12 protein-coding genes are annotated in these 12,830 nt (G+C 53.1%); 4 read left to right on the forward strand and 8 right to left on the reverse strand.

Annotation, left to right across the window (positions count from 1 at the left end):
• Window positions 1–8 precede the first annotated feature (8 nt).
• Window positions 9–1,136 (forward strand): substrate-binding domain-containing protein, encoded by a 1,128-nt coding sequence (locus RAL91_RS23490; protein WP_306258653.1) that lies wholly within the window; start codon window positions 9–11, stop codon window positions 1,134–1,136.
• Window positions 1,137–1,187: 51 nt separating this feature from the next.
• On the opposite strand, the gene RAL91_RS23495 is transcribed toward RAL91_RS23490, so the two are convergent.
• From RAL91_RS23495 to RAL91_RS23505, 3 genes are read right to left on the reverse strand one after another with little or no spacing between them, the layout of a single operon-like run.
• A complete protein-coding gene (locus RAL91_RS23495; RefSeq protein ID WP_306258654.1) occupies window positions 1,188–2,015 on the reverse strand; it encodes an alpha/beta hydrolase in 828 nt (275 codons plus the stop codon).
• A complete protein-coding gene (locus RAL91_RS23500; RefSeq protein ID WP_306258655.1) occupies window positions 2,015–2,548 on the reverse strand; it encodes a MarR family transcriptional regulator in 534 nt (177 codons plus the stop codon). Before RAL91_RS23500 ends, RAL91_RS23495 begins: the two co-directional genes overlap by 1 nt.
• Complete coding sequence (locus tag RAL91_RS23505; protein WP_306258656.1) at window positions 2,545–3,933, reverse strand: substrate-binding domain-containing protein; 1,389 nt, start codon at window positions 3,931–3,933, stop codon at window positions 2,545–2,547. The genes RAL91_RS23500 and RAL91_RS23505 overlap by 4 nt, the downstream gene beginning before the upstream one ends.
• Window positions 3,934–4,122: 189 nt before the next feature.
• On the opposite strand from RAL91_RS23505, the gene RAL91_RS23510 reads away from it, so the two are divergent.
• Complete coding sequence (locus RAL91_RS23510; RefSeq protein ID WP_306258657.1) at window positions 4,123–5,409, forward strand: amidohydrolase family protein; 1,287 nt, start codon at window positions 4,123–4,125, stop codon at window positions 5,407–5,409.
• 579 nt (window positions 5,410–5,988) lie between these two features.
• Here the strand turns inward: RAL91_RS23510 and RAL91_RS23515 are convergent.
• From RAL91_RS23515 to RAL91_RS23535, 5 genes are all read right to left on the reverse strand, one after another.
• Window positions 5,989–6,621 carry a reverse transcriptase family protein gene (locus tag RAL91_RS23515; RefSeq protein WP_306263091.1) on the reverse strand — a complete coding sequence of 211 codons (633 nt, stop codon included), beginning with the start codon at window positions 6,619–6,621 and terminating at the stop codon, window positions 5,989–5,991.
• Window positions 6,622–7,188: 567 nt separating this feature from the next.
• The gene (locus tag RAL91_RS23520; protein ID WP_306258658.1) at window positions 7,189–7,914 is read right to left on the reverse strand and encodes a hypothetical protein; all 726 of its coding nucleotides are present in this window, start codon (window positions 7,912–7,914) and stop codon (window positions 7,189–7,191) included.
• Window positions 7,907–8,413, reverse strand: a complete 507-nt coding sequence (locus RAL91_RS23525) for a hypothetical protein (RefSeq protein WP_306258659.1) — start codon at window positions 8,411–8,413, stop codon at window positions 7,907–7,909. The genes RAL91_RS23520 and RAL91_RS23525 overlap by 8 nt, the downstream gene beginning before the upstream one ends.
• A gap of 329 nt (window positions 8,414–8,742) precedes the next feature.
• On the reverse strand, window positions 8,743–9,417 hold the full coding sequence (locus RAL91_RS23530) for a type 1 glutamine amidotransferase domain-containing protein (protein ID WP_306258660.1): 675 nt from the start codon (window positions 9,415–9,417) through the stop codon (window positions 8,743–8,745).
• Between the two features lie 33 nt (window positions 9,418–9,450).
• Window positions 9,451–10,482, reverse strand: coding sequence for an NADP-dependent oxidoreductase (locus RAL91_RS23535; RefSeq protein ID WP_306258661.1), 1,032 nt, complete (start codon window positions 10,480–10,482; stop codon window positions 9,451–9,453).
• A 388-nt stretch (window positions 10,483–10,870) separates the two neighbouring features.
• Between RAL91_RS23535 and RAL91_RS23540 the strand changes: the two genes are divergently transcribed.
• Both RAL91_RS23540 and RAL91_RS23545 read left to right on the forward strand, forming a co-directional pair.
• A complete protein-coding gene (locus tag RAL91_RS23540; protein WP_306258662.1) occupies window positions 10,871–11,368 on the forward strand; it encodes a lactoylglutathione lyase family protein in 498 nt (165 codons plus the stop codon).
• Window positions 11,369–11,855: 487 nt separating this feature from the next.
• Complete coding sequence (locus tag RAL91_RS23545) at window positions 11,856–12,815, forward strand: MBL fold metallo-hydrolase (protein ID WP_306258663.1); 960 nt, start codon at window positions 11,856–11,858, stop codon at window positions 12,813–12,815.
• The last annotated feature ends 15 nt before the right edge of the window (window positions 12,816–12,830 follow it).

Genomic DNA, 12,830 nt, shown 5'->3' on the forward strand with positions numbered 1-12,830 from the left:
ACCGTAATATGAAGAAAATAGTGGGACTGGCTTTGGCTGCGGGGTTGGCGTTTTCCGCCAACACGCTGGCGCAAGCCCAAAACTTTAACGATCCGGCGGAGTTTGCCAAACAGCAGGAACAGCTGGCCGCAACCCCGATGGGCCCCGAAGGCATGCCTTGGGTGCAGTATCTTGATGACAACATGGTCGACACGTCGTCCATGGCTGTCGAAGGTCAGCACACAATCTGCTTCTCGAATGCAGGCGTAAACAATCCCTGGCGTGTGGTTGGCTACACCAACATGACCGAAGAAGTTGCGGCCACACCGAGCATCGGCGAATTCATTCATGTCGATGCTGAAGGCTCCGACGACAAGCAGATCGCCGATATTGATGATTTGCTGGCAGGCGGCAATTGCGATCTCCTGATCGTTTCGCCGAATACAACCGCAGCCCTCACGCCTGCAGTGGAAAAAGCCTGCGCCCAGTTGCCGGTCATTGTGTTTGACCGCGGCGTCAATACAGACTGCCCTGTAACCTTTGTGCACCCGGTGGGTGGCTATGGTTTCGGCATTCAGGGCGCTGAATTCATCGTGGATAACGTTGAAGAAGGCGACAATGTTCTGATGCTTCGAATTCTGCCCGGCGTGGATGTTCTGGAGACCCGTTATTCTGCGGGCCGCCAGATTCTTGAAGGCGCTGGTTTGAACATTGTTGGTGCCGAATTCACTGACGGCGACAATGCAAAGACCAAATCGATTGTGGAAGACTATCTGCAGCGCGGCAGCATTGACGCAGTGTGGATGGATGCTGGTGCAACGGCTGTTGCAGCTATCGAAGCTTTCGAAGATGGTGGTTATGATATCCCCGTATTCGTCGGCGAAGACCAGCAGGACTTCCTGCGTAAATGGCAGGATTTGGGCCTGACGGCGATTGCGCCAACATACCCGAATTATCAGTGGCGCACGGCAATCATCGCTGCAGAGCGTGTGTTAAATGGCGAATCTTTGCCAGGGCCAGAATGGATCCTGCCACAGCCGGCTATCACTCAGGATACTTTGGACAGCATGATCAATCCCGCAATGCCGCCACTGCATTATGCAATGTGCGGCTGTGAAGATATGGCCAACTATCCAGCAGCCTGGGGCGGTCAGTAAGACGCCTTGACTGAATGAGCCTAAACGGGCGTCTTCGGGCGCCCGTTTTCGTTACGAGTTGGCCACAACATCTGCAAGAATCCGGCCCGCTTCTGATGTCGGATCGCCCATTTCCAGAATGATCGACATGTGATCCAGCCCGGGCAATGTCCGCAAAGTGTGCTGTGAGCCCGGCAGAATTGCCCGAAGCTCCTCTGCCTGCGTATGAAACGGTTTGGTCTCCTCGCCGCCCACCAGGATAATCCGTTCCACATCAGGCGCATGGTCCGCATTAATCGGCGACCAGTGTTCAACCTCGCTCAAAGTCAGTGCAATCTCCGCCTGAAGGAAGCTTTTCGGGATCGGGGCCAGATCATAAATGCCACTGACGAGGATCAGCTTTTTGACATTTGGCACCGATCGGTCCTCGTGGGGCGCACTGGCAGCCAGATAGCTGGCAAGATGCGCGCCTGCTGAATGCCCGCTTACCGTGATCCGTTCCGCCTCGCCGCCAAAGTCACCGATGTTTTGTTTCACCCATTCCATCGCCCGCCGGATCTGAGCCACCAGATCAGGCATACGCGCTTGCGGCATCAGCGAATAATCAGCGAGCACGGCAATGCCGCCTGCCGCCACAATTGGTTCGGCGATAAATGAATAATCAGCCTTTGAACCGGCGCGCCAATACCCGCCGTGAATGAACATATGGACCGGCGCGCCGCGCGTCTGGGTTTTTGGCAAAATCAGGTCGAGCCGTTCGGTTTCAAGTTCACCGTAGGGGATATCGAGTTGATGAGTTTGCTGATCCAGCGTTTTCGCGCTGAGTTCAGCATAGCGAAGCGATATCTCGGCAAAATCAGCAACATGATCACTGATTTTGAACGGGTCTTTGGTCGGCATCAATTCTGATCTCCTGGCGTCTGCAAATAGGTTTCGAGGGTTTGTGCTGCTCTTTCACAGCACGCAAGCGCATGGGCGCGGTCGGCGCGTGTTGCACCTTTCTGGCATTTCAGTTGCACCAATACGACCGACCTGCCCTGTCCATCGCAAGCCGGCAATTCAATGTCATATTCAAATTCCTTGTCGGGGATGCTCACGAGCCGTTTGCCGGGTTGGCCGACCGTCAACAAAGCCACCTCCCCTCCCGTTTCATTTCGCAGCCACGCCATCGTCGCTTCAGCAGGTCCGGCCAATATTGCCAATTTCGCCCGGGCGTAACCAAGACGCACCGCTTGCGGCCCCAGCGTTAACCGGCCTTTGCCATGCCGGGTCAAAAGCCCCGCAGACACCAATTTGCTGACAACCTGAAAGGCCGTTGAACGCGGTATTCCATGCTCGGCGCACAGATCAGCAACTGTTTTTTGATCCTGATCGGCCAATGTCGCCAATATGGTTGCGACAGCGCGCACCCCTGCAGTGCCCGTGACACTCATAATTGCACGGCCTTGGCCAGTTGCGCCGCCGATCGGTTGTAGCTGTTGCCGGGATAGTTGATCCGAAAGGAACCCGGGCTGTAGCTCTCGCCAATACCTGCATGCAGGATGAGATCGTCCGGCAGGTCCCATCGCACATGCTCTTCAGCCCATAGCGTGGGTTTGACTGATGCCGTTGCATGACCTTTTGTCAGAATGATATCTGATGGCACATCAATGCGCTTGGGCACCCATTGCCCGCTCAACGCGGCATGCAGCGTCTCCACAGCCACCAACCCCATCGAAGGCGGGTAGTCGACAGCGCCGAGCGGAACCTTGTGGCGCACCGCCATTTTATAGGCTCTGTTCAGATCGCCGCCAGTGTGGGGCGGAATGTCGCCAGCCGCAAATCCGGCGTCTTGAAATGCGAGCAATGAGCCAATGCCGTGTTGGCCGCTGTCACACCAGACACCATCAATCCGGCTCTTGCCGATCCACTCAGTGCTGATCTGTCTGGCCCGGACATCGCACCAATTGGTCCATCCGATGTCAATGATCTCGAGCATCGGGAAATTTGCAAAGACTTTCAACGCTGCGGCCAGCCGCAATTTGGCTGGCTCCGCATTGGGTTCCCCAGGCAAGAGCAACAGCTTGCCTTGACCCTTCAGCGTTTCCGCCAACCAGAGAGCGGTCATTTGCCCAATGATTGCGTCTGAACTGGTGACGAAACTGCTCGCTCCAACATCCGACACCGGACCGCGGTCGACAAACACAACGGTGATGCCTTGTTCGGTGGCCGCTTTGATGGATTGGTCGACCTGCCGGGTACCCGCGGCGCTGACAATCAATCCGTCCACACCTTCACTCAGCAATTCCTCAATATGCAGGCATTGCTGTACTGCATCATCACCGGCATGGCGCACTGACAGCCGCTCCACCGCCTTGCCCAATCTGGCGGCCCCATATTCGATGGAATGAACAAGCGCGATCCGCCAGGGATTGCTCAAAGAGGCATTGGAAAACCCGATCCTCAAGGGACGGCTGCTTGAACGCACATGTGGCGCGGACAGAATGACCGGTCCCGGAGCATCCTGAATTCCCGCCTGAAGCGAAGGGCGCGAAGCCCGTTTGTTGCCGCGCGCAGATATGCGCCGCAGATGCTCCTTGTCAAATTGATGCCGCCGACGGTCGACAAATCGGTCAGCTGCCGACCCCACAGAGATTTCACCATGGGAAAGATCGAGCAAGCCTTCGTTGGCCAGAATTTTGCTGATCCGATGAAGGCTCGGGCGGGGGATATCGAGAGAGGTTGTAAGATCAGCCGTTCGCGCCCGACCTCCCGCGTCAGTCAGGGACTTCAGCAGGTCAATGGCCATGTCGACGCCATTGCGGTTTTTGTCACCCATGGGCACCTCCACGCACTCAAACCCAGCATGACAGGGTTGCTGCAGAGTTCAAGTCGTATGTCTCATATACCGGATTGCGCAACCCATTTCATTCTGGCCAGTTGTCACCAGCAATCCTATGATTTCAGCTAGTAGCCAGCCTGGCATTCACAGAAATGCTGCAGGCAAAATGGCCAGTGGGAGGAAATAATGGGTTCATATTTGATCAAGAATGTCACCATTTTTGACTCAATCGACGACACGCCATTCGCAGGCGAAGTTTTGATTGAGGACAATCGAATTGTCACGGTAGCCCGTGGCGAAAATCAAATCAGCGAGGAAAATGCCGGCGACGTCGTCGACGGCCAGGGCAAGTTCCTGATGGCGGGTTTGGTCGAAGGACATTGCCATCTCAGTTTCTGCGGGCCAGCTCGAAACCAGGATCTCGGCGAAATTCCTCCCGAAGAGCACATTTTGATGACCTGCCGTGCGGCCCGTTTGTTGCTCGACTACGGGTTCACCTCGGCCTATTCGGCAGCAGCCTCAAAAATGCGCCTTGATGTGGTGTTGCGTGAGGAAATCGCCAACGGTTATGTCGCCGGACCGCGATACCGCGCCGCCGGTCCCGAAATCACCACCACGGGCGGCCTCGGTGACGAGCGAAAATTGCACATGCCTGCGGAAAGCTTCGGCTGGATTGCCGACGGTAAAAAGGAAATCGCACAGGCTGTACGCCTGTGCTGTCGAGAGAATGTGGACAACGTCAAATTCAACGTGTCCGGCGATGAGTTCGTCAGCCATGCGCGCGCGGAAATCATCTCGATGACCGAAGAAGAGTTGACCCTGGGCGTCGCTATCGCCCACGACTGGGGAAAGCGCGTGGCCTGCCATTCCCGCGCGGCGGAATCAGTCAAACGCGCTGTTCGCGCCAAGGTCGATTGCATTTATCATTGCGATTTTGCCGATGAGGAAGCCCTCGACATGCTGGAATCCGTCAAGGATCGGGTCATCGTCGGGCCGGCATTCGGCCTCGTGCACAATTCGGTTTTCGAAGGCGACGTGGTCGGCATGACCAAGGATGTGGTTGAAGCCATGGGCCTGCCGCGCAAGCTTGAGCACACCTGCGCCACCTATCATGAAATGCGCAAGCGCAATATGCGCGTGGTTGTTGGCGGCGACTACGGATTCACCATCACGCCGATGGGGCAAAACGCGCGCGACATTGGTCATTTCGTCAAGTTTTTTGGCTATTCGCCCGCCGAAGCCCTAAAATGCGCCACAGAAGTGGGCGGCGATCTGATGGGTCACAAGGGCGAACTGGGCATTATCAAAGAGGGTGCGCTTGCTGACATCCTGCTGGTCGACGGCAACCCATTGGAGGATCAATCGATCCTGGTCGGGCCTGACCATTTCCACATGATCATGAAGGACGGCAAGATGCACAAGGATTGGCGTCGCCCCAATTTCCAGACCGAGCTGGTAACAAAAATCTGGTAGGATTTACCGAAGCGGAGCCAATTATTTTGGCAGGCCGCAAACCGTGGTTCAAGCAGTCATGCCGGACGCGGGCCAAAACGGATACCCCAGACGTCAGTCGCGGTTGAGGCATCGCTCACATCCAAGGTTTTGTGCCGCAGCGCAATGATCACAAATGACCTTCATTGGCGCGATCCACCTGCCGAATATGGACCACACAAGGCGCTGTATAATCGCTTTGCTTGATGGGCCCGAATGCGTATTTAACGGTCTCTTCAGTGGCATGTCGGTCGAAGAGGGAGAACCGGAAGGGTTCCGGAGCAAAACATCAAATTTTCTGGATTAGTATAAGCCGTTGCGCCATATGCATGGGCGACTCTTGGGCTCACCAAATTTAAAAGTGCGACAAATTTTGACGTCCGCTATGCAGGTTTTTATGCCGTTCGCAGGACCTGCACCAACGACAGCCTCGGAGCTCAAGCCATCTTGCCATAGATCCAACCAAACCACCATCCACATTGATTAGCTCCGTCTGAGGAACCGCAAAACTCTGAAGGCAGCTTTATCAGATCTCAATTTAGTGCAAAGCTTCCAGTTAGGCTAATTCGATTCAATGTTTTTTAGCGATTGGAAGAACCGCGACCACCAGCGCGAGATTGGTTCAGAATGAGCGCCTTCGACTTCTACGCCTAGACTGTCGATAAAATTGGCATATGCGATATGGCCAGATAATTTTGGTATATCGACTTTGCTGATTTTGCCATTGTCAATCAAGTGGCGGAATGCTCTTATCTTGTTCCGGTAACCTTTGGTTAGACGAACTTCATTGCCATGCACCAAGAGGCCATGAACTTTCAGTCGCTTAGGTAATTTTGTAACTTGAAACTTTCCTTCTGAAATTGACCAGCCGTCTTTCACAATAATCGCTTTGACAGACGCATCAAGGTCATTGGGCATGTCAGACTTTCCAGAAAAGACGATGTCATCAGCATATCGAGTATACACAACTTCGAGCTCTTCCGCTAAGGCCTGCAACGCACTGTCCAAAGCGTCCAAAACTATATTAGACAAAATCGGGCTGGTCGGCGCGCCCTGCGTCAACGCTCCATCTAAGCAGACAAGCTTGCTAAGAATATCTAAACTGGCCTCGTCGTCGTACCCTAATTTTTCAAGCGCCTGCTTTACACGATCCGATTTTACGGACGGAAAAAAATCAACAATATCAGCAGATATAGTCCATTGTGCGTTTCAGTGGGCTTTTGCAGCTAAGACGTGCGACTTTCCTGCCACGAAGCCATATACACATTCGGGTGGCTGCCACACCAAGCTCCAATGAAAATTTAACCAGCGTTGTATCAGCTTTAATCCAACCCTTGGGGCGGAAATCCTGCGTTCGCCTTTGCCCTTCGATATTGGAAAAACTCTATAGTGCTTACTTGTCTTTTTCAGAAGGGACCAAACAAATCCTGGATTATAGCCAAACATGGTTGAAATGGCTTCTACTGAGCAAGTCGGTGGTAAACCAAGAGCGCAATAGCGCCTGATCAGTTCCGCTTCTACTTCCCCACAATCCGCGCCCATCAGTTTGATAAGTACATCGGGTCCGTCGGAAAGAAAGCAAATTTTTTGTAGATCAGGGTGTGGAAACCTCATTTAGCAAAGTTACCTTTCAAGAGTATCGCCTTATCACTTAGGCGATTCGAAGGAGCGCCTAAGTGATAAGGCGAAACCTTCTAAGTCCGATCTTGGCATATAAGTGTGATGCACACTCGCGCCTGAGGTCTCCACTACCGACATATACTAAGCAAGACGTCCAATCGCAAGTGCTCGCGAAATGTCTGGGCTAGTCCTGTTTCTCCTTGTTCCCACGTGCTTGAGGCCCGCCAAGGTCAATATAAAACGCTTGTCTGTTCGTCTGTGTAAGAAGCCATCTTTACGCCAACGATCTAGGGTACTATTCAGCCATGTCGCTGAGGGCTTTGCAAAACCTGCATCGACCAACTTTTGCGTAAGGTCTTCGGCTGTAATCGGTGCGTGCTTACGAACCATCCCAATACATGCTGTGACAGTTGACAACGGCAAAGGTGTCGAAAAAATAAATTCCAATTTTTCGACACCTAAGAAACCCAAAAACTCCCTGATTGTCTGTTCAATGGTCACAGTATCTGTATCTAAGGCCTGATCTGAAAGGTCAATTGATACCAAACCCTCACCATTTTCTAATGAAACAATAGAGTTTACAACTGCTTCAGGGAATTTACTCGATAGCATTGCGGTAACCGCAGCATCTAGTTCCAAGGCCTTTTCATCCAGAAAAGTTATAATAAGGGTGATATTTTCCCTCTCAAAGTTTCCGACAATGGAAGAAATTAATCGCTTTGATAAATGTGGCCGACCGTCATTATCGTAACTCGTACGCAGGAAGACGAGAAACGAATTTTCCTTATCAGGATTTTCGACGACTCTGCCAACAGGCTTAAGCCCCTTAGAAATCAGCTCATTGAATACATCCGTACTATTAAACATTTAACTGCTTCCAAGCTCTTGACACCGTACGACAATGCGTTTCGACTTTGGTCGTCCACGCGTGAGCATCTGTTACGTCAATACTTCGAAGTGAAAAACGGCCTTCTGCTAAGAATTCCACGCCTTCTTCTGGTTCGTAGTCTGCAACTACACGGGTGGCATTCGCAGCAACTATTATTTTTTTCAGCTCTGCTATTGAACGGCAAGCGTGATCAATAACCTTTACTAATTCTCCATCTTCCCTCTTTACAGCCTTCTTTCGCTCATTTATGAAGTCTTTCCTTATCTTCCCACTTAGAGTTTTAGGATAGTCAGCATGGGGAAGAGAGGACCAAGCAGGGTTTATTTCCCTCATCATTTCACGAGCCTGCAAGAAAACAGAATAGTAATAGCGATTATAGGCCGACCTAGCGAATGAATCACGTTCTTTTGGCGAAACTGCAACAGCTCTCTGTTGTAAATGATGCGCAACTCGATGCATGTCTTCACTCACAGCCATTGGCCCAAAACATCCTAAAAAATTCAACTAGCAACGATATCAACGGCCAACGCTCAGGAAGAATACGGATATGTAGTTTTCCAAATTTGTCAATTGCCCGTCTCGCCGGCCAAGCGGCTAATGTACGAGGTAAGGTTCAGAAATCACTATTCACGATTCCATAGCAAAGCTTCCATAATTATTATCACGTTTTTTGGCGGCGTATGTCGATACCGGTCATTTTTTTCTTCGTAAAAACCTTATAGTTTAGGCTCATTCCCGACCTTCATCTCGGCCCGTATGACCCAAGCAGTGGGGGCGATCGCAACCCGATCGCCCCCTTTTTGGTATTACAAAAGGCTCAGCAGTTTGCGCGCGGCTTCTTCGGACGAGGCCGGGTTCTGGCCGGTCACCAGCTTGCCGTCGGTGACCACGAATGAGGCCCAATCGTCGCCTTTGTGGTAGTCGCCTCCGTTGGCAGTCAGCATATCCTCGACCAGAAAGGGCACGACATCCGTCAGGCCCACGCCCTCTTCCTCGGTATTGGTGAAGCCGGTCACCTTTTTGCCTGATACGAGGGGTTTGCCGTCCGTGCCCTTGGGATGCTTGAACACAGCCGGGGCATGGCACACTGCGCCAATGGGACGATCACTTGCGGCGAATGTCTCAATCAGTATCGTGCTGTCGCCATCTTCTGCCAGATCCCAGAGTGGGCCGTGGCCCCCGGGGTAGAAGATCGCGTCAAAACCGTCAGCCGAAACCTTGGATAGCACGGCCGTGTTTGCCAGTTCCTTCTGAGCTGCTTCATCGCCTTTGAAGCGCTTGGTGGCTTCGGTCTGGGCGTCATCAGAATCGCTTGACGGATCGAGTGGTGGCTGGCCGCCCTTGGGCGAAGCGAGCGTAATTTCAGCGCCGGCGTCTTTGAACACATAGTAGGGTGCCGCGAATTCCTCGAGCCAGAAGCCGGTTTTTTTACCAGTGTCGCCCAGTTGGTCGTGGGAGGTGAGAACCATGAGAATTTTCATCAGAATATGTCCTGTTATTGTTGTTGTTGTTGATTAGTCGTTCAGCTTGATGACGCGCTTGCCGAAAGCATCGCCTTTCAGAAGGCCAATGAATGCCTCTGGCGCGCGTTCCAGACCCGTGATCATTTCTTCGCAATATTGAACTTTTCCTTGCGTCACCCACGCGCCCATCTGCTTTGCGAATTCTGGATAAAGATGGCCGAAATCGTCGAAAACAATGAAGCCACGCATGGTCATCCGTTTGCGCAGGATCGTGCCCAGCAACAGGTTCATCCGGTCCGGGCCGTCCGGCAGCGACGTCGCATTGTATTGCGAGATGAGACCGCAGACCGGGATACGGGCCGACGCGTTAAGCAAAGGCAGGACCGCATCGAACACCGCGCCACCGACATTCTCGTAATAGATGTCGATGCCTTCAGGCACGGCAGCTTTCAGGGCCTCTGGAAAGCCATCGGCCTTGTAGTCGATACAGGCATCAAACCCCAGAGTGTCCACGACATGGGCACATTTTTCAGCCCCGCCAGCGATGCCGACGACGCGCAGCCCGAGGATCTTCCCGACCTGACCGACAGTCGCACCCACGGGGCCGCTGGCACCGGCCACCACAAGGGTCTCACCGGCTTTCGGCTGACCGATCTGGATCAGGCCTGCCCAGGCTGTCAGGCCCGGCATGCCCAACACGCCAAGCGCCCAGGACGGGTTCTCGGGGTCCTGTCCCATGTTGATCACGCCCTCGCCATCGGACACCGCGTAATCCTGCCAACCTCCAAAAGCCACAACCCAGTCGCCCTTTGCAAAGCCGTCCACATCCGAGCTTATGACTTTCGCGACCGTGCCGCCGATCATGACGGCACCGATATCCACCGGGGCTGCATAAGAAGGCGCGTCACTTATCCGTCCCCGCATGTAAGGATCGAGCGAAAGATATTCGTTGCGCAGCAGCATCTGGCCCTTGCCGGGGGTCGGTAGATCCACGGTTTCCAGACGTAGAGTCTTGTCGTCAGGTTCGCCTTCTGGGCGCTCGGCCAAAACAAACCGGCGGTTTTTGGAGCTAGATTGCGTCATGGTTGAAGTCTCTTTCTGATCAGGCCGATGGCCTGACAGTTGCTGTTAAAAACGACGCCACCATGCGCCGCTGGGCGCATCGGGCAGCGTCAAATATTTTGGGATCAGGCGCAGGCACCAGGGTGCCTGCTTGACACGTACTTAAGAGCGCAGAACTCAATTGCAATGCCTTGCTGCACAGCACGAAGGCAGGGTGTTCACCCCTGTTTGAATAATCGCCACATCTCAGAAAGTGGCCAATGCAGGCTCATTCCGGACCTTTGCACTGTTACCAATAGTGTTAAATAGGCTGGGACCGAACGCTGGTTCCTCGGGCAAAGCCATTTTTTCTTGAGCGCGGCATATAGCACGGGTAGGCTCAACGAACCGCAAAGTGAATGGAGCCTCAATGCCACAACACCCCAGAACGTTTTCCCACATCGGTCTTTCCGTGCCAGATGTGGCATCAGCCGTGAAATTCTATTCTGAGGTGCTTGGATTTTACGTCATCATGCCACCCACTGACGTGACAGAAGATGATAGTGACATCGGCATTATGTGCACGGATGTTTTTGGCCCAAACTGGAAAAAACTTCGCATAGCGCATCTTGCAACAGCAGACAGGGTGGGCTTCGAACTCTTTGAGTTCGATGGCAATTACGCCCCTGAGAACAACATCGATTTCCGCAGAAACGGCACGTTCCATTTCTGCATTCAGGACCCGGATGTCGAGGGGCTTGTTGAGAAAATTGTCGCCGCTGGTGGTAAGCAAAGGATGCCGATACGGTATTATTATCCAGACGAAAAACCATATCGCATGGTTTATGTGGAGGATCCCTTTGGCATTGTCTTCGAAATCTACAGTCATTCTTATGAGTTGACCTATTCGTCTGGGGCCTACACCTGATGCGTTCACCACAGGCTTGCCTCCGCAAGGGACAGTGGGCGCGACAGGTCAACCCAACACATTCAGCGAATTTTTAGGCCGGCGTTTTTTATTGCAAGGTCGTGGGGGGGCGTCTTTTGTTCGCCTGTTCAACGGAAGGTGCCAGGCTCATCAATCCGGCAACCTTCCGGGTATGCCCGGCAGGGAATCTGAGTCAGGTGGCGAGGCTTGCGGCGCGTAGGGAGAAGTCTCACGATGCCAGCCCGTATGCGCAGCGTTGCCGTGAGCAAGCCGCGTATCCTGCAGGGTGTTAAGCCATCAATAACAGCTTTTTATCGGCAGACTGGCAAATGCTTCGCTGCTCAGCGAGCCGAACAAATGATCTTACGCTCCTATCCGTCTGCATTTGTTCTTTAAATTAGAACTATTCAATCTAATTTTTCATTCTTGTTCTTTAAAATGGAACGTTCATGATGTCTTTCCCGATAACCGATCAAAGGAATATGTTATGAAAAACCTTGTATTGAACACACTTGCAATCAGTCTGATCACCGGTGCCGCTTTCGCGCAGGAACCGGTTTGGGACGGCAATACCGTAAATTTGGAAACGCAGGAACTTGCCGAAGGCATCTTTGCAGTTATCCCGACTGGAGCCGATGAGATGGCTGCTGGCGGGTACCCGATTGCGACAACGGGCGGATTCATTGTTGGTGGCAATGGTGTGCTGGTTATTGAGTCGATGCTGAACGAACGACTGAATCGTCAACTCTTCGACCTGATTGCCGCCGAGACGGACAAGCCCGTCCGCTACCTTGTGAACACAAGCCATCACGGTGACCACTCTTACGGGAATTTCTACGTTCCCGAAGATGTCGATATCATCCAACACGTCAATACGTCTGCGTTCATTGCGGATCATTTCGAGGCAGACACAGCCTTCATGATCCAGAATTTCGGCGCAGGTCGAGGGATCGAAGAGGTCGAGGCCACGGCTGCTGATATTCTCGTCGGTGATGGCAGCAGTCTGGCCATTGATCTTGGTGGTGTCGTGGTCGATATCCGCGATTTCGGCTTTGCCCAGACAGGCGGCGATCTGTTCGTCAGCGTGCCCGATGCGAACGTCGTTTGGACCGGCAACGCTATCGTCGCTCAAGCCCCTGCATTGCCCTGGTTGCTGGACGGCCATCTGCTTGAAACACGCGACACATTGCAAGCCGTCTATGAGGCGTTTGACGCAGACACGAAAGTCGTCCCGGGTCATGGTCCAGTGACCGATATCGCGTCAATCAAATGGGGTGTCGATTACCTGACCGCTGTGGAAACAGAAGTGAAGGCAGCGCACGCTGAAGGTCTGAGCCTTGAAGCGACCGTGGCAGCCGTGCAATTGCCCGATTTTCAGGGCTACGCCCTGTTTGGCTGGGTACATCCGGGCATGAATGTGCCTGCGGCTTACACCGACCTTCAATAATCAATGAGATGGCTG

It is taken from the genome of Pararhizobium sp. IMCC21322, from assembly GCF_030758295.1.
Classification (GTDB): Bacteria; Pseudomonadota; Alphaproteobacteria; order Rhizobiales.